Here is a 23,782-nt window from a genome sequence, read left to right on the forward strand (position 1 = left end):
TTGATTTTACTTGCCAGTGAGTAATGCGGGCGCAACCGGGATCACTCCCAGGTCTGTCGTACCGGGTTTAATTTTAAGCTTGAAGCGTCCCCGTTTCCAATCATCCCGGGCAGCCAGATATCCTGCTTTTTCATGCCAGAGCTGGAACTCCCATTCGCCCACAGGCAGATTCTGAATCTGGAATCGCCCCGAATCATCGGAAGTTGCAAAGTAAGGATGATCCAGAGCCACCAGCCAGCCTTCCTGCCAGGGATGAATGCTGCAGCTCATCCGTAGCGGGAGCTTCTCACCATGCTCAAACTGATGGTCGAGTTTTTCTCCGGGGGGCAAGAGTTGATTCAGGCTCATATTACGATAAGCCTTCACCTGAAAGCCGTGCGCACACAGATCTTTATTGACGGCCTGCAGCTTCTGGCGTTTTACCCACAGCCCCGCCACATGCGGCTGAAAAATGCAACCTTTGTTTTGAATGGTGACCGAGGCAGGCAGCTTGTCGTAGGATGAATGGATCTGTGCTTCCTGCATACGGGATTCCCGCAGGTAGATAAATACATTCGCCAGCCCTCCGTCTTTCCCGGTGACCAGACTCTGATCGACAATCAGCTCGTCGAATTTACCACAGATCTCCTGATCCCGGTTGATATCGAGTTTCGCAGGTGTCTGTCGCTCGCCGGTAAACTTGAACTGCCCGGTTAAGTTCCCCCATTCTGCTGCCTGCACCTGTTTCACAACGCTTGAGGCGAGACTCAACCCCAGCAGGCAGCCTGCAATGACCAGTTTCGTACGATTCAAGATCTACATCTCCTCTCAAGCGGATGGGTCTTACAGTACCCCGAACGCGGCACCGGCGTACAGGGAACTCACACTTCATATCTTACCGCCCTGCCCCCCTGGAGGAAAGATGCGCCGGCGGACTACTCCAGAAATAAAAAATGCCCCTCTGCAACAGTAATCTGCTGCAAAGGGGCATATCTCAAAGTTTCATTTCATTCCCAGAGGAACGATTTAAAACTGTTTTTTATAACAGAGGACCTTCCCAGTTGGTGAAGGCATCATCCATCATGTCCTCGTCCAGTTGAGCATCACCGACCAGATCCAGATCATCGTCAGCATGAGCGAAGACCAGTTCCCGATCATCGATGTCCTGGAATTCATTCTCGAAGTACTCTGAATCATACAGATCATCAACCAGACTGCCGTCCAGAGTCTTCCGATCTACCAGCAGGTCCTGATCGTAGAGTGAAGGCTGAATTGCATCGTAGGAGACGGTCTGCGAAAGACCACTCTCTTCGGTGCTTTCTTCCTTCACCGGAGCGATCACAACTGGTGCAGCCAGGCTGACGGTTGATTCCGCAGCGAAGGTCTGAGCAGCTTCCGGACTCTGAATCAGCATCGGTTCGACAGGCTCTGAAGTCGGTGTACCGTTAGTACCGAAGATCGGGCTGGAAGATCCGCTGCCGGAACCACCGGATGCATTTGCATACGATTCAAGCAGCATCTTGACGTCCAGATCAGAGATTGCTTTACGGACACCCGGATCGAGCGTGTCATTCATCAGATCATCACCAACGGCAGGATCTTCGATGTGCAGACCTGTTGGATCCAGTTCGACGGTGAAGTCAGAACCGACGAATGTCAGACCGCCCAGACCATCGTCATTGACCAGGTTATTGAATCCGCTGTAGTAGCGGGTGAACCCGAGAACATGTCCGATTTCGTGCAGCAGTACGGTAAACAGGTCGTAGCTGCCACCCGTGGGTGCATCGGTAACATCGACGTGCCAGCCTAAGCCGTTGGCATCGTTGTCAATCACGACCCGACCGGCAACCGGAACACCGTCAACGTTGTATTCAGTTGTCTGGCCAGAACCCAGCTGGGCAGTACCGAAGTCCTGAACGATGATCTGAACTTCCAGAGGCTCATCCAGTCCCAGTGCTGCTTCCCAGGTATTTACGGCTGCTTCCACAACTTCGTCGATGGTGTCATCACCACTGTTGACTTCCAGTTGGGTTCCGATCCACTTCTGACCGAAGTTGGTCGGGAAGATCACTTCCGAGTTTCCACCCTTCCGCTTGTTGTAGTTCGATGCCAGGTAAGTCAGGTCACGATAGTCGACCCGACCACTCTTATCGAAGTCCAACGCTGCGGCAAAGCTGGAAGAGGCGTTGATCACACTCTGGTTGTAAGCAGAGGTGAAGAAGACCAGGTCCTTGAAATCGATCGAACCACTGTTGTTGATATCATAGATTACCGGATACAGATCAGTTTCAGGCAGAGCCCCGACAGTCACAACAGCTTCACCAACTCCAGCAATGCTGATTTCGGTGTTCTGGATATCCAGTCCCAGTGACAGCGGCTCCAGAGTCAGATCGGTGGGATCTACTTCAACCTCGTCACCTGCCAGAGACTCGAACTTGATTCGAGCCAGCAGAGCGTAACCGGAACCACCAACGTTTGCCTGGTTTGTGCTACCGCCCAGGTTGCGAACAACGCCGGCTTCATCGTCAATAATCACAGTCCGGTTGAAGTTGAAGTTTGAACCGAATTCGACTGAAGTCGCTGAGAAGTAAGCAGTGTTATAAGCGATGTTCGTCAGCACATCGGAAATTCCGAAACCGCTGGCAGTATCGACCCAGACTTCAACCCAGAATGAATCCCATTCATCGAGCCAGTCAGCATTGCCCGGCAGGGCAAAGGTATGTCCATTACTGGAGACCGTAGTCCGGTCTTTGACAACCGAAATCTGAATGTTGGTCTGTTCGTCAACGACGCTTGAATCACCGCCTGAACCAAACAGCGGAGCTGCTGGTGGATCTTTCAGTTCGACGGCACCGATGTCGGTAATCGCGACAGAATCATTGTCGCCATCGACCGGACGGGGTTCGCCACGCTGATCGACCAGTGGGGCACCGTTATTCCGACCGGCGTCAATCGCCGCACTGCCGAACAGCAGTGTGTGAGTCCGGGTAGGACCACCATTATCCAGCAGGATTCCCAGCTTAGGATCAACGGGTGAAAGCAGTGAACCGATAATGTTTCCATTCACAGCATCGGTCAGTCCGGTGGCTCCTCCAATATCGCCGACCAGGTTATTGAAGCTGGTGGCAGAGTCGTAGACACCGCCCAGATCGGGATTCCCCTGTGCTCCACTGTTACCAGCGACGATTGTGTTGACCAGGGTCACAAAACCGCCGGCACTGCTGGAAATACCACCACCGGTCTGGTCAGCCGTATTATCGGTCAGCGTGTTGTTAACGACTGTCAGAGTTCCCTCGTTCAGGATCGCACCACCACGTGAACCGGAATGGTTGGCCGAGAAGGTCGTGTTGGTTGAAATAACAGTCCCTTCATTAAAGATCGCACCACCACGGCTGCCGGACTCGTTCAAGTAGAACAGAGACTGTGATACATCGAATGTGGCACCTGAGGCAACATAGACAGCCCCCGCACGAGCATCAGATGTGTTAGCTTCGAAGGTTGTGCGAGACACAGTTGCCGTATTCGTATACTGATAGATCGCACCACCCTGGAATCCAGCATGGTTGTTGATGAACAAGGCATCGGAGATATCCAGGCTGGAGGCACTCACGATTGCACCACCCAGGAAGTCCGAGTTGTTGTCACGGAAGATAATCTGATTCAGTGTGGTCGGCCCCTGAGCCAGGAGTGCACCACCATCATCGGCATCACCGTTTCGCAGTTCCATATTGGACAGGTTCAGAGTGACACCACCCGAAGTTTCGAAGATGCGATCCAGCTGATGGGCATCAATGATCGTGGTTCCCGATCCCTGACCGAAGATATTTACTGATTCAGAAATATCGAAGTCACCGGTGGCATTATTGTTTTCACCAGCCCCTGCGATTGAGATATCGTAAATTCCAGGCAGCAGGATAATGTTATCCACTCCCGGCGAGGCATTGGCAGTATTGATGGCTTCACGCAGTGAAGTCAGACCATCACCAGGATCGACGATATCGTCTGTCGTGTCGACTACGATCCCGTCATCAACAATGGTACCAACTCCAACTCCATCCAGAACATTCGCGTTCATCGGAGGATTGAAGGTATCATCGATTTCTACAGTAAAGTATTCATTGGGCTCGGTCAGAGCATCGTTATTCACAACGACGTCGAATGTCACTTCAGTCATCCCAGCTGGAATCACCAGTCCGTTGATGGCATTGGCCACATAGTCACTGCCAGCCAGAGCTGTACCATCGACAGTTGTAATATCGAAAGTAACATCTGCACTGGTCGCCTGCGATACTGTCACTGTAAATGTGAATGTGGTCGTTGGTCCTCCGTCGTAGTCTTCCGTCAGAGTAACATCACTGATCGACAGCAGGGCAAAGTCATCATTTTCGATGGTTCCGATACCGGTCGCATCGGCGATGGTAGCATTGCCGCTGGCATTCGACAGATTCACACTGAAGGTTTCATCTGATTCGATCGTGCTATCACCATTTACGACAACCGTCACCGTTACCTCGGTGTTATATGGACCAGAAACGTCGCTAGCATCAAAAGTGATTGTCTGTGGCAGGAGCTGGACATAGTCCGAATCGGCCAGAGTTGCAGAGATGTCAGCCGTCGACAGATCAACGGTCACAACTTCTGCGACAGGAGTTGTCAGTGAAACGGTAAAGGTAAAGTTGGTTGTCGTTCCGACAGGTCCTTCTTCCAAGGACACATCGTTGATGGAGATTTCAGCATCATCATTCAAAATGGTTCCCAAACCTTGATCTTTAGCGATCGCCGCCCCATCCGCATTAAACAGGTTGACGTAGAAACTTTCAAAGTCTTCTACATCCGTATCACCATTGACGATCACCCGGACTACCTGGGTAGTTTCTCCAGCAGAGAAGGTCACCCGACCGGTTGTGAAGGCATAGTCGATACCGGCGACTGCGGTGCCGTTGGACGTCTCGAAGTCGACAGTCACTTCGTCTACATTCGCATTCGACAGTGAGACCACAAATTCGAACTCAGTCGTACCGGCATTCGTTTCAATCTGGCTGACATCAGTGATGCTGATCGTCGGTGTGACGATTTCGAAAGCACCGATATCACTGGTTGTGTCTGTCGGACGCAGAGCCCCCCGCTGATCGATAGTCACACCGTCAGTGTTATCACCGGCATCAATGGCCAGGCTGCCTGGCAGCAGAGCGTGGGTAAAAGTGGGGCCGCCATTGTCCTGCAGCGGACTCAGGAACGGATCGATGTGTTGTGCGTTCGAACCGACAATATCATTGTTGAATCCGTTGATAAAGCCGACTGCAGTACCGCGGGTACCAATCAGGTTATGTCCCTCAGAGGTGAAGGAACCTTCAACGTCGTCTCCGCTCACCAGCGAATCGTTTCCGGCGATGATCGTGTTTTTGACTTCGACGGAAGCGGTTGCAGAAACAGAGTAGATACCACCGCCTGAACCTTCAGTCGTGTTGTTGTAGATAGTGGTATTGTTGATGGTTAGCTCACCAGTGTTGTGAATACCACCGCCTTCTTTACCGGCTTCGTTTCCGGAGATGGTCACGTTAGACAGTTCAATCGTATCTTCGTTCAGCAGACCACCACCACGGGTTCCGGCAAAGTTGTTGGAAATCGTGCTGTTGGAAATCGACACGCTACCGGCTGCTACTGACGGGGTCTGGCCAGTCACAGAAATCGTGTACTGCCCCAGGCTGCCGTAATCAGAATAACCAGTTCCCAGGACGTCACCTTCACCTGTACCTTCGATGGACAGGTAGTAAGTACCAGCTCCCAGTCCGGAGAAGGAGGCATTCAGAGCACCAATGGGGTTACTCGTTGCAATCTGAGTTCCGCTGGAATCGTACAGGATGGCAAGAATGTCCAGGTTCGGGCTCTCGAAGAATGGATCGATGGTAACATCGCCACCCGTGGTTGAGAACTCGAAGTAGTCCACATCGGTATTTCGCTCAATGATACCGGAAGCCGAACCATCTGTGATGGTCGATGCAAAGCCAATTGTGCTGGCATGATCATCGGCACGGTAACCAAATCCGTTCTGGGTTGTGATGATACTCAGATCGTCTTCGGTGTTGTTAGCATCGGTGTACTCACCCTGGCTCCACTGAACCAGATTCTGGTAATACCCAACGCCCATAATCGGAGCCCAGCCAGTTGTACCACTGCCGTGACCATCGTAGTACTCGAGCAGTGAAGTACCATCGTGGAATAAGCCCAGCGTGTGTCCGACTTCGTGGCTGACGGCTTCGGAAACACCGATCAGACCAGTATTGAATACATAAGTTGGTGTGTCGACGTTGTCGTTGAACGAACCAACATAGGCGACGCCTCCGGCATTGCTGTACCAGGTGTTCGCACCAATTACCACACGGATACCCCAGCGGGAGTCTGAAGCATCAGTTCTGATCAGGTCGCTGACAGGTGGCTCCGCAGTTGTAACATTGATGTTGAACGGAGCAAAGTCTTCGACAACCCGCAGCCAGGTTCGCTGAATCACTTCGATTTCAGCCAGGCTGAATGTACTGGTATCGCCATCAGTATCGTAAGCGGGTGTTACAACGGTACCGAAGTCGGTATTCCACTGTGTGCCCGTTGTCGTGTGGCCATTGAAATCGAGGTAAATCGTATGGTTGGCACCTGGCAGCGAACTCAGATTAAATGTATCGCTGACAGGGAATGGAGGAGCTTCGCTCAAGACAGCAATTTCTGAATCACCGTAATCGTACTTAGGAAGCACGTCGATGTCGTACCCGGAATTGTAAACCGGATAATCGTAGTCAGTGTCTGTGTCTTCTGCCACGTACTCATTTGAGACTGCAGGTACGACATTCGGTACGTTACCACCTTCACCATTCCCAACCGCAGCCTGATCTGAAACGAAGACACCACCACCGGCGACCGTTGCAGTATTACTGTCGATCGTCGTATCGGTGACTTCCAGGGTTCCCCCTGTAGAGTTGTAGATACCACCACCGTTTTCAGCATCGTTATAAGAAATCTCACTCAGAGCGATGCTTAAGACACCAGGATCATTGTTGAAGATGGCACCACCATCGGCGATGGCTGTGTTATTGTGGAAGAAGCTGTCCGTCATGATCACGGTACCGCTGTTGAACAGTGCACCACCGCGGTTCGCGAGGCTGTTCTTAATCTCCACATCTTCCAGAGTCAGATTACCGAAGTTCAGGATGGCACCACCGTCTTCGACGCGGGTGACATCACCATTCACGAGTGTGACCCCGCGAATCGAAACGTTGACACCTGCGAAGATCTCGAAGATTCGATCCAGGTAATCTGCATCAATCACAGTTTTACCGGAACCAGCACCAATGATGGTCAGGTCATCGGTAATATCAAGGTCACCCCAGTAGGCGTTGTCTTCACCCTGACCAAACAGCGAGAGTGTATAGACTCCGGTTCCCAACAGAATCGTGTCAGCACCAGCACGAGAGTTGGATTCAATAATGGCTGCCCGCAGAGTACTCTGTCCGTTGACATCGACGCTCACGCCATCACCGGGGTTCGCATCGACCGAGTCTCCGAAGCCGGTTACGATGTAACCAGACTCGAAAGCTCCGATATCCACAATGAGTGAACCATTGCCGTCCCCGTCAAACAGACGGGCGAAGCCCCGCTGGTCGTCGGTGGGAGCGTAGAAGTTATTACCTGCATCGCGGGCCAGACTTCCGCCGAGCAACTCGTGAGTGAAGGTGGCACCACCGTTATCCTGCAGTGCTCCCAGTCCCGGGCTGACCGGAGTCGCGAAGGTACCCACAATGTCACCGTTAACCCCATCGGTGAAGCCGGTTGAAATACCGCCGACACCAATCAGGTTGTTACCGCGTGAATCAAAGTCGCCGGTCACATCCGGACCAGGTGAAGTTGTCGAATTACCGGCAACGATGGTATTCGCCACAGTCACATAACCATCGAGGGCATTAAAGATACCACCACCGGCGATCGAGGAGTTATTGAAGATCGTCGCGTTGGTGACTTCGATACTACCTTCATCACTGTTGAAGATACCGCCACCATTGTTACCAGCTTCGTTGCCTGAAATCGTGGCATTCACGACGCTGGACGCTTCGAAAGAGTTGTTATACAGACCACCGCCATCACCGACAGCAATGTTGTTGGAGATGGTGCTGTCGAACAGATTCAGTTGGGCAACATCATCGTTAAAGATACCGGCCCCATTCAGAGCACGGTTTCCGTCAACAGTTGTCCGTTGAACGTTAATAATGGCACTGGAGGTATTATAGATACCACCACCGTCGCTGCTGGCAGTGTTCTGCAGGACATCTGACAGGTCCAGATTGATGACCCCCAGTTCCTGGTTGTAGATACCAGCACCGGAAACGGCGACGTTGTTGATGAAGGAGCTCTCGCTGATCGAAACAGTTCCTTCTTCCTGATCGTTATAGAGACCACCACCAAACTGCTGGGCTTCACTGTCACGAACGGTTGTACCGCTCAGGATCAGGGAGACACCAAAGTTGGCAATCGCACCACCATCACGATCGGCTGAGTTATCGTCAAAGAAACCGTTCGTGATTGTCACTTCGCCAGCGGTCGCATTGTACAGACCACCCCCGTCAAGGTGAGCCGTGTTCGTCAGGATAGAAACGTCCGTCAGAGTTGCGATCCCGCCGTCGTTATAGATACCGCCACCACCCAGAGTGGTCGTGTTTCCGGAAACGGTTGTCCGGGATACGGTCAGGGATGCTGCTTCTTCATTGAAGATACCACCACCCTGATTCGCGGTGTTGCTGTTTACCTTACTGTCAACAATCGTCAGGCTGGCCAGGTCGTTGTTATAGATACCACCACCGTCCAGTGTCGCCGTGTTACCGGAGATGTCACTGCGGGTAATACCGATTGTGGCCTGCAGGTCATTATAAAGACCGGCACCATCGCCACTGGCTGTGTTACCAGTTATTGCAGAATCGACAATCGTAACCTGCGACTGGTCGTTATTGTAGATACCACCACCGTCAACGGCGCTGTTACCCGAGACCTGACTGTTGGAGAGATTCAAAGTCCCCTGCTGTCCCAGTTCTCCGTTCAGGATACCACCACCGTTGAGTTCAGCGGTGTTACCTTCGACCGAAGTATTCACAAGCGAGACGGTACCGATGTTACGAATACCACCACCACTGGATCCGAGAGCATTACCGCCGGTCACAGTCAATCCCTGCAATGTCAGATCGGCACCGGTGAAGACATCGAATACACGATCGTCCAGCCCGGCAGCATCAATAATGGTCTGTCCGCTGCCAGCTCCCAGGATGGTCAATGAACCACTGGTATCGGTCACGTCCAGGTCACCAGTAAAGGCATTGTTTTCACCAGCACCTGTCAGCGTCAGAGCGTAGGTTCCTGATCCCAGAATGATCAGTGAGTCACCTGCCAGAGCGTTGGCTTCCATGATCGCGGCACGCAGGGTGATATTTCCGTCCGCATCCGCGGCGATACCATCGCCAAGGTTGGCATCAACAGTATCCAGGTCGCTGTTGACGAAGAAGGTTCCGAATTCAACAGCACCGATGTCAACCGCTGATCCCAGAACCCGCTGTGAACCGCGCTGTTCCAAGGCATCAACATCTGTATTGATACCTGCATTGATGGCAACACTTCCCAGCAACAGGGCGTGGGTCAGAGTCGGTCCACCGTTATCGGCCAGATTGGAATCCAGCACGAGCGTCGGATCAATGACACCCTGGATGTCCAAGGCTCCCAGTCCGGTCGCAGTTCCGACCACACCGACCAGGTTTCCACCCAGGCTGTTAAAGGCCCCCTGCAGGTCAGCATCACTGGCAGCGGTGTTGTCCAGAATCAGATCGTTCTGCAGAATTGTCGTTCCGGAGTTAGAGATCGCACCACCGAAGGTCCCCGCATCGTTCTGAGTCATCGTGTTATTCACGGCACTCAGAGTGGCAGTGTTACGAATCGCACCACCGCTACGGTCAGCCTGGTTGCCTGAGAATGTGCTGTTGGAGAGTTCGACATCACCACCAGCCGCATTGAAGAGGGCACCACCATCACGTTCTGTAGTATTTCCATATAGGGTGCTGCGAGAAATCTGCAGCGAACCAGTATTGCGGATACCACCACCGCTACCGCCGGCACTGTTATTTGAAATTGTACTGTCGACGATGATCATCACCCCGGTATTGTTGATACCACCGGCACTGTCTTCAGAGACGTTTCCGGTTACTTCAACATTTGACAGAGTTGTAGTACCACTGTTGCGGATACCCGCACCGTCGGCACTACCGGTCAATGCACCGTTCGTGATTGTCAGATTTTCCAGGTTCAGCGTGACGCCGGCAAACACCTGGAAGATACGATCCAGGGCTCCCGCATCGATCACGGTAACACCAACTCCCTGACCGCGAATGGTCAGGTTGTCCCGGATGTCAAGGTCACCTGTCGCAGACAGATCTTCGTCAAAACCAGCGATGCTCAGCACGTAAGTTCCTGCTGCCAGGTCGATGATATTCGAGCCAGCCAGGGCATTTGCTTCCTGAATCGCTGCACGCAGTGTCTGGGTACCTGTGGTACCATCACCCACGATCCCGTCACCAGCGACGGAATCAACACCATCCGTAAAGACGGGGGTTCCACCTGTCAGATCAATAGTATCGCTGGCAATCCACGATTCCGATGCGTTATCCAACATAGGATCGAGTGTAGTGAAGCTGCGGATATTGGAACCTTCAGCAACCAGGGTCAGTGTGTAATTACCATAAATTCCAGTCACCGAGCTGAGGTCAATCTGGTACTGGCTGCCGCTCAATGGAGTGACGGTCAGTCCGGCCAGTGAGACTTCCTGGCCATCCAGTTTGAGGCTGAAATCGGAGATGTCAACACCGGTAACTGCTTCATCGAAGGTGACTGTCACGACCCCGGCATTGGTAACCAGAATCGGCGGAAGATCTTCAATGGTTGCGACCGGGCCAATACCGCCGGTACGCCAGCTGTCGGAAGCAACAGCGGTAAATATATTTCCAGCCAGGTCTTCAATCGTACCATCGGCCAGCAGATTCAGAACATAATCTCCATCTTGCGTGGTCACGGTGCTTAGATCGATCTGGTAGGTCGACCCGTTAAGCGGTGTCACAGACAGAGAAGCTAATGAAATTGGAACCTGACCGTTTCCATCGTCGAGTAACAGTTCAAAGTCGCTGATATCAACGCCGGTTACATCTTCTGAGAAGTTGATTGTCACGACGCCTACCGCAGAGCCGGAAGGACGTGGATCCGGAGTAATGTCCTGGATACCAGCCGTCGGAGCGATGACTTCAACACCTTTCTGCCAGGTCTCGGAAGCAGGTCCGGAAGCTTCGTTACCGGCAATATCCTGAACGGCAGATCCTTCAGAGTGATACGTCAGGGTGTAGATACCGTTGTCATCAGCCAGCGATCCCAGCACGATATTGTACTGTGAAGCGGTCACGGGAACCAAAGTCGCTGAAGTGGTCGAGAGATCGATTACATTGCCATCGGGATCAGTCAGTGTGAAATCGGACAAGGCCAGTCCCGTTACATCTTCTGAGAAATTCAGAGTGACAGTAAAGCCAGGAGCAGGTCCGGAAGGAACCGGATCAGTGACGTTCACAAACTGAGCGATCGGAGACAGCGTATCGTTCACCCACATATCCACAGCATCAGCAGCCAGGGCGTTGCCAGCCATGTCGGTAATCGAAGATCCTGTAGCGTTCAACGTCAGCTCGTAATCACCAGACAGGCTGGTCACTTTGCTGATATCCAGAATGAACTGACTGCCTGTGACCTGAGTCAGTGTCGCAGGAGTAGAAGCCAGGTTAATCGGCGTTCCCCCGTCGATGGTGACTGTGAAATCGCTGAGATCAACACCCTGCACATCTTCGGAGAAGTTGATCACAACTTCACCAGCCGCTTCACTCCGCGGATCAGGCGAAACATCGACGATGTCAGCCGTTGGTGCAGTAGTGTCAACGGTGAAGCGTTCAACATCACCAAACTGCAGGAAGTTGGTGGGCGATGCACCAAACAGAGGTGAGAACGGATCGATGTATTTCGCATCGGAAATGGAGCCATTATTAACCAGCCGTAACTGATATTCCCCTTCAAGTCCGGTAACCGAGCTGAGGTCCAGTTCAAAAGTACGGGCATTGATCTGGGTGAGCATACCCGCATTCAAAGCGACAGCGATGTTATCTCGTAACAGCACAAAGTCAGAAATATCGACGCCATTGACATCTTCTGTAAACGAGATCGTCAAAGGATCGGTGATTGCACCAGTGGTCGGATCTGGCACAGCGACAGAGATATCCGCCGTCAGGAAGGTACTGGTAACAGGAGCCAGGAAGGTATTATCATCAGGTGTCCAGCTGTCCCAGCCAAAGCTCAGTTCCCCGAAGATGTTTGCTCCAGGGTAGAGCGCCTGGAATGTAAAATCATCACCCTGCTGGAAGCCGTTACCCACTCCATCATAGCCCTGGGCGATGCGGAATGTGCTGACGCCCATACCATCGTAGAGGAACGCTCCGGTATTGTTATTTGACCAGGTACCTCCGCTCAGGATCGCCCCTAACTCAGCGCCTTCGGTGCTTCTCAATGTGAAGTTCAACGAGTCAATCACATCGATCACAAACACGCCGTTCAAGGGGTTGAGGAATGTATAACCCACGCCAGCTTCAAAAGTGATCGCATCGGTAATTTCGACGGTCGCACCACTGGTCAGACCGTGAGGTAACGCAGTTGTTACCTGGATTGGACCACCGGGTGTCGAAACATAAGCATCAGCGACATTTCCGACTGCCGTTGGTGCTTCGTTGGGAGCACTGAATGGGGCAAGATTTGTACGTGATGCAACTCGCTGTGCATTACGCCGGCGGGTTGCGGAAGTAAAAGGACCATCCGGGTTAGGAGCCGGCGTTCCGTTACGAAGACGCGACTTGAACACCGATTCCGCATTGTCGTAATAAGCACCGTCATTAACAACATTTAGACCATTACCGGTATTGTCTTCGAACACCAGGTTCAAACGAGCCAGTGGGTCGCGACGGTAGGAGTTGAGAACACGGAAAGCAGGGTTGGCGTTGATATCCCAGTTATCGACGGTTGTCGGAGGATCGACTGTCGAGGTGAATGATTCAACGTAGAAATCTTCACCAAAGTTACCTTCAAATTCGTTGCTGGTGACCGAGACATTCGAACGACCGTTACCAAAATCGCTGCTACCTTCCGCCCCGACACTGGCAGTTGATCCGGGTGTCTGGCTGGTGTAGCTGGTGCTGGATGCCATGGTACCGATTCGCAGTACCAGACCAGTTGTGGTGAAGTTACTGTTAACACCGTTGTCCTGAATGTAGTTGCGATCGATCTGCAGCACCATGTCTGCATGCGAGTTGGTGACGCTTCCCGTCGCGTCCAGGGTTGCGGTACTGGCAGCATCCTGATCCTGCCCGCGTGAAGCGGTCGTAATCACATAGAAACCTTCCAGGGCATTTGAAACAACATAGTTCGCCCCGGCTTCCGTTCCATCACCAAAGATGAAGTCGGAATTCGCCATTTCTTCTGTCTGCAGGTCAACACCACGACCGCCGTTGTTATCGATGAAGTTACCGATGGCGGTAACACTGGTCGTGGCACCACCAATGCCCACACTGGTGGTGGAGTTCAGTTCGCTGAAGTTGATGACGTTCGCACTCAGAACTTCCAGACCGTCGGCCGTGTTTTCGGTGATGATATTGTTTCGGATGAAGACGACCTGATTATTCGAATTGATATCAATCCCTTTACCGTCGTTGAAGGCAATCAGGTTCTCATCGATTGAGGAAGACAGCCCTTCACCGGTGATTTCAATACCGCCGGTCGAGTTTGAAAGAATTGAGTTATTGGCAATCTTCACATTACCATCGATCCGGTCGAAGTGAGCCGCGATCTGAATACCGTCGTTACCGTTGTTCGCAATCATGTTACCGCGATCAGCGCCGGTTACAGGATCAACCCCGTCCAGACCGATGAACAACATGTTCCGATTACCAATTCGACCGGAAATACGCACACCATGCGAAGCGTTTTCACTGATAGTGTTCTGGATCCAGGTACCGGAAACATCACGGCGGTCAGTTCCGAAGTAGCTGGTGGTACGCGTGGTCGATTCAATACCGTTAATACCGTTCAGTGTTACCTGGTTGTTGATGATATCCGCAAAGATCGTCGCATCCGCCTCGGCGTGCAGACTGATCCCGTCCCGAGCGTTGGTATTGATTACGTTATCTTTGATCTCAAAATCGGTCGTCGTCAGGTTTCCGTTTTGAGCCAGGATATCGATACCGTCACTGTTTCCGGTGATAGTATTGCTGTAAATCATCACAGCCCGTTCTTCGCCCACGATCGGATCAATCACAGCACGACCGACGCGAGCATCGTCTTCTCGGTGGAAGTTGATACCATCGGTCGAGTTGTTGGCGATGACGTTATTGGAAATCTGAGTCCGATCAATGATCGTAGATTCTTCGATGTGAATACCAATACCATGACCAGCGTTGCCCAGTCCACCTGTTCCGGCAGCATTGGTACCCAGGTAGTTGCCGTCGATCACCAGATCACGCAACTGATTGAAGGCTTCGAAACTCACGTCGGTACCATACAGGTCGATATAGATGGCATCACCCGTGTAAGGCGTTGTCACATTCGTATCATTGCGGGTACCGGTAATTGTGTTATTGGTGATGCTGACATCGCCGGTTGCAGTATCTTCCATATTGACCGCGATCGCTGCACCACGGTTGTCGCCCATCGTATTGCCGTCAACAGACAGGCTGAAATCGACACTCTTCAGACTCGTAAAGTCAGAAGCAGTCAGGTTAATACCCTGGGTATTATTGGAGCTGATTGTATTTCCGACGATATCACCATAGAAGGATGTGTACATCGCCAGATCGATTTCAATACCGGCTCCCGAGTTACCTGTAATCAAGTTGCCACGAATACCGCGTTGATAACCGCCGACATTAGTCGTTTTGGTTGTAATCGCAGGTGAAGTTCCGCCAGTGAGTCCGCTGCCATCGGCCAGAATCAGTGGCACATTGACAGACGCCAGAATACCGACATATTCAATTTCAAAACCGGTCAAGGCATCGCCACGGACCATCACATCACCAGGGTTGATATTCCCCAGTGCTTCCAGTGCTGTGATAATCACATCAGCGGTCGCATTGTAAGCAATGGAACCAGTTGTCTCGCCGTCAAAGGTGAGGGTAAATGTTCCCCCCGTTGGTGCACCGCTGATCGATACTTCCTGAACCTCGTTGTCTGAAGTCCCTTCGGTAATGGTCGTCACAGTCGGAGCAACCAGCAGCAACCCGCTGGGATCGACAGTAATCAGGGAACCAGCAGGATTCGCACGGAGGTCACCTGTAAATTCAACGAAGAATCCGCTTGCGGAAACGGAACCGGTCACGATTACATTACCGACGCCAATGGTATCCAGGCTTTCCAGGGCCGCCTGAACTTCGGCTGCAGTGGCATCAAAATCTACCACGACCGGACCATTGGTGCTGGCACCGAAGTCAAGTTCAATGGTTCCGCCCCCGGGGACACTGGGGAAGGCAATATTCTGAATTTCGTTCACGCCAAAACCGTTAGTCACAGTAGAAGGCGTTACATTCACAAACGGTTCCAGAGGACCAGAGAGTACATCGCCCGCGATGATAAATGGGGCGGTGAGATCAAAAGTACCAACCTGAGTTGAAGGCTCGATGTCTTGTGTAAACACATTCGCGATCAGTAGCGGAACGTCAAGATTACCGAAGTCTCCAGTGAAGGTGATTAAGAACCCGCTGCTGTAGTTTCCGGTTACCGTGAAGTCGTTACCGGTCGTCGCTGAGGGCAGGCCTTCCAGAGCAGCATCGATGCTGGCTGCTGTGACTGCAGGATCGGAGTCAAATGAGATCGGTGCAGTGAGTTCACCCAGGAAGGAAAGCGTGAAGGCAGCTCCCAGAGGCGGATTCGTAATAAACACACCGGCATTCGGACCAATCGTTTCAAACGTAAAGGGGAATGAACCGGTCACGTCTTCAATTCGCAGGATCTGCTGCTCGTTATTACTAACTCCCCCTTGAGCAACCTGGCTGATTACAACTTCATACCGCAGTCCAGACGCATCCACAATAATCTGTGGGATGTCTACATCTGCCAGCAAGCCGGAATCCAGGAAGATGACATCAAAGCCACTTCCATTCACAACAACCTGAACGGCATTTGTTCCATATCCCTGGTTGTTGGCGATTGTGTTCAACGCGTTCTGAATGCTTGTGGCAGCTGCTGCTGTTGGCAGTGCCGATGTATAAGGCAGATTCACCTGCTGCCCCAGGAATGTCAGGTCAAAAGAACCGAAGGTAGGTGACGTGGGGAAATTCAATTCCAGGTGCTGAATTTCGTTGAAAGCAATTTCAAAGCCACTGGCAAAATCGCCTGTCACAATGAAAGTACCCTGGGCACCGGTACTGCTTGATGCGGAAGGCAGTGCTTCCAGTGCAGCGTCAATGTTGGCTGCCATCACCAGCGGATCTGCGTCAACGACAATGTCTCCAGTGGTCTCTCCCTGCAGAGTCAGGGTGAAAGTACTTCCTGGTGTGGGATTCTGAGGGTTACCAAAGACGTCAGTAAAGGTAATTGTCTGAGTGCTGGGCTTATTTGGGTTCAGCTCGGTCGGACCAAACACCACATTGACAAACAGACGTAAACCGGAAGAATCGATTGTAATCTGAGGAATGTTCAGATCGTGCAGAGAACCGGTATCCAGGAACTGGATATCGAAACCATTACCATTCACGACTACGTCGATCGGAGTTCCGGCAAAGCCAAGGTTATTGGCAACCAGATTCAAAGCTGCAGCAATGTTATCAGCAGCAGTAGGACTGGCTGGATCAGCATCACTGAATGGCAGGATAATCGGCTGTCCCAGGAAGTTGATCTGGTAGTAACCGAAGGAAGGAACACCAGTCACTTCAAAGTGCTGCAGTTCGTTTACATTGGAAAGTGTATCCTGAGTCACTGAAACCACGGGTGGGTTACTGGTGAAACCGGTGGTATCGACGGTCAGCGGATTGATGTTCTGACCACCAACCGCATTGACGAATTCGACTTCGTAGCCATCCTGGAAGTTACCGTTGACCAGGATGTCATCAAATTTGATGTCGGTGAAGGCAGCCACCATGGCAGCTTTGACCTGGGCTGCTGTTGCTGTGTGGAGGATTCCAGCCGTAGTTTCAGTCACACCATTTCCACCGGTATAGGAAATGGTGTAGCTTCCCCCTGATGGTTCGCCGACAAAGGTAATCAGCTGAACTTCGTTCCGTGCAGAAGAGAAGTCGATTCTGTCAGTCGATCCCGGAATGCCGTCATAGGCGGGTACACCAGGTGCTCCGTCGCCGGTTGGTACCGGGTTGGTGGTGGAGGGAGTAAAGAAGATCCCGTGTCCGGTGTTGTTGGAAATACTGTTTCCGGAAATATCACCAGTCAGGTCGCCGTCTGTCTGATCGAAGACAATCCCGTGTCCTGCGTTGGATGAGATGGTGTTACCGGTAATCGAGACAAACTGATCGACGTTATTCAGGTCCAGGCGAACCCCGTCACCTGCCGTATTGCCACTGATCTGGTTTGTCTTGATGTACAGTTCGGTCAGGAGTGCTGCACCACCGTCTTCGGTATCATCGACATTGATGTAGACCCCCTGAATGTTGTTGTTATTCGTCAACCGCAGTTCTTCAGCAACTGAATCCACAATGTTGACGCTCACACCGTCATTACCGGAGGTACCAGCGATCGTGTTGTCTGCCATGGTGGTGTGCCGCAGAACAGACCCGTCTGCCACATCGATAGAGACACCGTCGATGTTCGACCGACGCAGTGAAGTCTCTTCGATGGTCGAAGCACTCATCCCCACAGTCACCCCGGCACCGGCCTGGCTGGTAAGACCAGAATCGATAATGTTGAACTCGTTCAGGATGACGTTGGTCAGATCGAGGTTGAATGCGTTTCCAAATCCGGCGGTGATCGTCGAGCTGTCGATGGCGATGGTATCGGCCAGCAGATTGGACAGTTCGATATCGATCCCGACTCCGGCATCTGCGTTGATCGACACATTGTCAAACAGAACCTGGAACGGTTCGGCGAACGTCAGGTTGTCCAGGTCGATGGAGATCGCAGACCCTGTCGAAGCATCGATGTTCAGACCTTCGAACAGGATCGTGTCGTAGTTGGAGACACCGTCGGCATCGGGGTCCAGTACCGAGTTATTGAGAGTCACACCCAACCCCGGAGTGATCTGATTGATGATCAACGAGGTCAGAAGGGTCCGGTCTTCCAACTGCTCAATGGCAACCCGACGCTGAATCCGCTGACGCGCCATTGAAGGACCACTTCTCAGTTGAAGTCGACGACGAGGATTTAAGGTCGCCTTACGGCTTTTTTCGAAAGCAACTCGCATCGACTCAACCCAAGATGTCAGTAACATCTGCTGTCTCCCATAAACTCTAATTTACCAAGGCATTGTACTGTGAATGGTGTAAGAATGCTTCTCTATTCACTCGATTTCAGTACGACCTGTATGCCAGTCTGTTTTGTAATGTTTGGTAGCTACTTCTTTGACTCAGATTTCTGCAAAAACCGCCTGTTTTTCTTCCCAGGCCAACAATTTTCACTACTTTTACGTAATTACAGAAATCCAGACTTTGATGCTAAAAACTAGTCTGAACCGATGTCAAAGAAATTTGCACAAAATAGGTAAAATATAATTGGTGGATTCCACTTATAACAATCATGACAGCGTCCAAAATCGGGGTTTGAGGCAGGATTGAAGACCGCTTATTTGAAACAAACGGCACAACTGGCCTGCTGCCAGGACCTGGAATCTACACCATAGAGACGAGTGGCCTGAATAAAACTAACCAGTATTCACTTTGTCTCGCCACCATTTCTTAATTTTTTCTATTATCACAAACCGATTGATATAAAGGTTTTAGCCCCACAAGAATTTTGACAGCCTGGCAATTTGGGAACTTTATAACGACAGGCAAAGGTATACATTTGAAACTTTCTTCGCGAAAAATCGTACTGTTTTTTCAAGATATACCGTTTTTAATGGTCTTCGTGGCAATGCTGAGCCGATCAATTATGACAACGGGTTGTCTACATAGCCCCGGTTGCTGCTGTACTTACGCACAAAAATACTCTGAGATCACAATTTCGTGTTTTGTCGGAGCGGTTAGTTTTTAATTAGCATCTTTCAGTCAGCCTGAACCAGAACCATCAGGTCTGAACTGAAATGGAGAGATTAAGCTATGAGAACGAACGGATTCGTTGGCTTGATAATTGCGGGAATCTGCTGCATATCTTCACCATCCCTGTTTGCGCAGGCAGATTACCCGGTCGAACCATCTAATGAATCTGAAGGGGTCTTCAGAATATCCAATACTTCAGACTACCAGTATGAAGAATATGAGCCGGCCGCCGTCGATGCCGTGTCATTCGCCCCTTCCTCTCCACGGACCTCCGATCTGTCACCGATCGCCATGCCCGAAGGCGGTGCCATGGTTTCGAATGACTACTACGGGGGTGGCGAATACTACACCCCGACTGAAGGTGAATATTACGGCCCCGTAGAACAATACAGCCAGGGCGACTGGATCGAAGATCCTTACCTGGAAGAAGGTTCCTACGAACGTCTGGGCCTCGTCTTCGGTGCCGCTGCCGTCTTCCTGAAGCCAGGCTTTGATACAGACACAGCCTTCACCACTGAAGATCAGACCGGACCTGCTACCATTACAACATCCAACGACTTCGGATACAGCTACCAGACAGCTCCCCGTATCAATCTGGGACTGATTGACAACGAAGGCCTCAGTGCCCAGGTTCGCTGGTTCCAGCTGGAAGATAACTCTGGTGCCAGTGCCATTGCCGGCAACAACTTTACCTTCTTCAACGGTCAGCCGACCAAGACTGCCATCGGCGGTCTGCGTGCCGGTGGTCAGGCTGGTGACTTCGTGGTCGCTGCCAGCCAGATGAAACTGTACACAATCGATGTCGATCTGAGCCAGGAACTGAACTTCGAACGCTGGCAAACCACATTCGGTGGTGGTTACCGTCATGCATCGGTCAGCCAGGCTTATCAGGCTTACGGTACCGCCAGTGGTGCCGCAGTCGCTTCTGATGTCGGACATCGCTTCGACGGTAACGGTATCGTCGTCTTCGGTGAAGCACGTCGTCCCCTCGGATTATGGGATCGTCGTACCAAAGGAACTTCCAGCCTCTCGCTGATCTCCAGTGCCAAATACTCGGCTCTGTGGGGTAAGTCGAAATACTCCGCCGTGGACTCCAACCCCGGTCCGGTTAATGCCATTGCTCAGACTAGTGAAAACAAATCTCTGAGCATCGCTGAAATTCAGGTTGGTATGCAGGCTGACTTCGTCCTGCAGACCGGTGCTCTGGTCTGGGTGCGTGCCGCCTGGGATGGTATCTGGTGGAACGGTGCCGGTTCAGCAGCTTCTGAATCAGGCGACCTGAGCCTGCTCGGTGGTTCAATCAGCCTCGGGATGGACTGGTAAGCCACCCCCACTTTCGTAAGACAACAGTCAAACAGCCCCGCCAGATCAATCTGACGGGGCTGTTTTCGTTAACATTATCTGTTCTGTAAGGCGCTGCTACTTCTTCTCAGCAGGTGCTTCCAGAGTCTTGATAAACTTCAGCAGATCAGCCATCTGTTGCGGACTGATCTCTTTTTCCAGACCATTCGGCATCAGTGATACACCATTTGACAGCAGGGTATCGATATTGTTCCGCAGAATAATATCTTCCTTGCCTTCCGCACGACGAATCGTATAACTGGTGGCTGTTTCCGCAGCAATAATCCCTGTGAACAGTTTGCCCTGCTCGGTCACAATCGTGTAAGTATTGTAGTTCGATTGTGCTTCGCGGCTCGGATCCAGAATGGCGATCAACAGGTCGTGGTCGGACTTGTTCTTGGTCGTTGCCATGTTTGGTCCAACGTTGTGCCCCATGTCCCCTGCCTGATGGCAGCCGGCACAGTTCTTCTTATAGATCGCCAGACCACGCTCAGCATCCCCGTCCATTTCCAGGGCAGGTTCGTAGCTCTTCACGATTTTAGCACGATCGCTGTTCACTTCGCTGCCCAGTACTTTCTGAGCCTGCTTGCGAATCGTCTTATTGGGATGATTCATCAGCAGGTCCTTCTTGTCGCGGGCAATCTCGTTCAGCCTGACCTGCTTGTTCTGAATCGCCTTCAGCAGACTGTCGATCCGCCCCGTAGAACCCAGCAGAGCATCAATCACTTCGATCCGCACAGCCGGGCTGAAACCAGACCAGTTGGCCAGCAGGGCATCACTCACGTCTTCGTGCTCCATCCGTGACAAAGCCTCAACTGCTGCCAGCTGAATTTTGGGAGAAGACCGTGGATTCAGGACTTCGGAAAGCACTTCACCGCCGGCACTGAAATCAAAGAACCCCAGCAGTCGCACGGCAGCGACCCGATCGGCAACAGGCTTCTCTTCGTCTTCTGCGATCGCAACGGCATCTTCCACCATCTTGTCGAAGCGTGCTTTCACAGCCGGGTCGAGCTGCTTGTCTTTGATCAGGGTTGCCAGCGAAGCACCACGACGTCCCAGACCTTCACCCAGAGCTCCCAGCACCAGCTGTTTCTGAGCCAGAGGCACGGAATCATCGGAGACATATTCCAGCACTGCCACAGCATCTGCAGTCTCTTTTTTCGCTCCGGCAATTCGCAGCAACTCTTTTACCAGAGACTGCTTACTGCCAGAGGGACTGTTCTTGGCCGCTTTGAGGAAGTTGACCGCCAGAGGACCAGCAATGTCCGCGGAAGAGGTCAGAACGGCCACCTGCATATCACCATCGTAAACCGGTGAATTGACCAGTTTCGTCAGACCGGTAATCGCGGTCTGTTTGTCGAATTCTCCCAGTGAGAATGCCAGCTGTAGCTGCACCCGGTATTGCGGATCATCCACCAGCGCTAGTACGGCTTCCGCCAGTTGCGGGTTTTCCTGAGCCTGTTTTTCAGACAGACGAATTGCATGCTCACGAATGCCTGGCTCCGGATCTTTCAGTGCCGTCACCAACAGCTCAGCGTCCAGAGCGTTCAGCCCGTCCAGCGTCCACAATGCATGCAGACGTGCCAGTGGCTTGTCAGAAGTCTTGAACAGTTTCACCAGGTGCGGAACGGCTGCTTTATCCTGACGCTCCCAGATCAGCCGCTGAGCGGTTTCCCGGTTCCAGCTGTTGGGAGATTCCATCTGTAGCACCAGTTGATCGACGGGCAGCTTACCCAGTTTCTGAACGGGGAAGACCTTACCGTTGGGTCCCAGCAGACGATAAACGCGGCCGCGATCGTGTCCGCTTTCCAGGTCGAGGTGCCGTTTGATATCTTCAGGAATCGAGAACGGATGCTCGATGGTTTCGCGGTACATATCCAGCACCCACAGCGTTCCATCCGGAGCGTTGACAAAGTTCACAGGACGGAACCAGTTGTCCGGTGAGGTAATAAATTCCGTGTTTTCGTCCGCACGGGAAGCGACATAAGTGGCGCCTTTGGAGCCCATCGTCTTACGGTGAATCAGGTTTCCGCCCACATCACCGATGAACGCATTACCCTGATATTTTTCCGGATACGCGCCACCCCGGTAAATGGTTACCCCTGTCGCCGAGGTGAAAAAACCGGTTGCCACCAGTTCGGTCGGAGACAGACGTTTGCGGAAATTCGGATCTGCGGCCCGACGGGCGGTCCGCACAACACGATAGGGTTCCGGAGGGCTCTGACGATAAACGGGAGCAGCCGCCCCTTTGCGGGCAGCGGTACGCAGCACACCCGGGACAGCCAGATAGGCATTCCGCTTCAGGTAATGACTCGGATAGACGACGTGCTGAATGTGGTTGCTGTTACTGCAGACAAACCGGTTGCCCCAGTCGTCCATGGAGTGCCCGAACTGAGATCCCCCCGAGACCGGCTCCAGTTCCTGAGTTTTCGGATTGAGCTTCAGGTCGCGACGACCGGCGGGAATGACCTCTTTTCCATCTTTCAGGATCGAACCGCCATTGGTTCCCCCGGCGAAATAGATGTGGTTGTCCAGGCTCCATTTCATGTTGTTGGCCAGCCCCTGAACGTTGTTGGTCCGCAGGCCGGTGAAGACGGTCTTGCGGATATCCGCTTTGTTGTCGCCGTCGGTATCCTTGAAATAGTAGATATTCGGCGGTGCGATCACATACACGCCTCCGTCATAACAGCAGACAGAAGTCGGCCAAGTGATCTTGTCGGCGAAGACAAAGCTTTTGTCCATTTTGCCGTCACCAGTGGTATCTTTCAGCAGTCGAATTACGCCCGCTTCTTTTCTGACGGGGCGATCAAAATAATCGGGAACCTGATCTGGCAGATAAGGATATCCCCGCATTTCTGCAACGAACATCTGTCCGTTTTCATCAAAGCAGGCATCCACCGGGTCCATGACATCCGGTTCCGCAGCCACGAGATCCAGTTTGAAATCGTGCTCCAGCTTGAACCCGTTCAAACTGTCTTTAGGAGTGGTGGCGGGAATCCGCTTCAGGCGTTTGGAGAGATCTCCTTCGTCGGCCAAAGGCTTCTGTGCCGTCGCCGCGGAATAAAAGCCGCCCGCCGCCAGTACCAGACCGGAACAACAGACCGCTGCCAGATAGAACATGTTTCTCTTGGAAACCATAAATTCGACTTTCTCTGTCAGAAATGCGTTAAGTG

The 23,782-nt window shown here is 52.2% G+C and carries 4 protein-coding genes; 1 reads left to right on the plus strand and 3 read right to left on the minus strand.

Annotated elements, in window-relative coordinates:
• Window positions 1-6: 6 nt before the first annotated feature.
• Complete coding sequence (locus HG66A1_RS22605; RefSeq protein WP_145189388.1) at window positions 7-792, minus strand: hypothetical protein; 786 nt, start codon at window positions 790-792, stop codon at window positions 7-9.
• 226 nt (window positions 793-1,018) lie between these two features.
• Complete coding sequence (locus HG66A1_RS22610) at window positions 1,019-18,502, minus strand: choice-of-anchor Q domain-containing protein (RefSeq protein ID WP_145189391.1); 17,484 nt, start codon at window positions 18,500-18,502, stop codon at window positions 1,019-1,021.
• An 826-nt stretch (window positions 18,503-19,328) separates the two neighbouring features.
• Between HG66A1_RS22610 and HG66A1_RS22615 the strand changes: the two genes are divergently transcribed.
• Window positions 19,329-20,591, plus strand: coding sequence for a hypothetical protein (locus HG66A1_RS22615; RefSeq protein ID WP_145189394.1), 1,263 nt, complete (start codon window positions 19,329-19,331; stop codon window positions 20,589-20,591).
• Window positions 20,592-20,687: 96 nt separating this feature from the next.
• Here the strand turns inward: HG66A1_RS22615 and HG66A1_RS22620 are convergent, their stop codons facing one another.
• The gene (locus HG66A1_RS22620; protein WP_145189397.1) at window positions 20,688-23,747 is read right to left on the minus strand and encodes a PVC-type heme-binding CxxCH protein; all 3,060 of its coding nucleotides are present in this window, start codon (window positions 23,745-23,747) and stop codon (window positions 20,688-20,690) included.
• Window positions 23,748-23,782 lie beyond the last annotated feature (35 nt).

This window comes from Gimesia chilikensis (assembly GCF_007744075.1).
Taxonomy (GTDB): domain Bacteria; phylum Planctomycetota; class Planctomycetia; order Planctomycetales; family Planctomycetaceae; genus Gimesia; species Gimesia chilikensis_A.

Coding starts and splice junctions, on each gene's coding strand:
- HG66A1_RS22620 (WP_145189397.1), bottom strand. CDS start 23,747: ATGGTTTCCAAGAGAAACATGTTCTATCTGGCAGCGGTCTGTTGTTCC.
- HG66A1_RS22615 (WP_145189394.1), top strand. CDS start 19,329: ATGAGAACGAACGGATTCGTTGGCTTGATAATTGCGGGAATCTGCTGC.
- HG66A1_RS22610 (WP_145189391.1), bottom strand. CDS start 18,502: ATGTTACTGACATCTTGGGTTGAGTCGATGCGAGTTGCTTTCGAAAAA.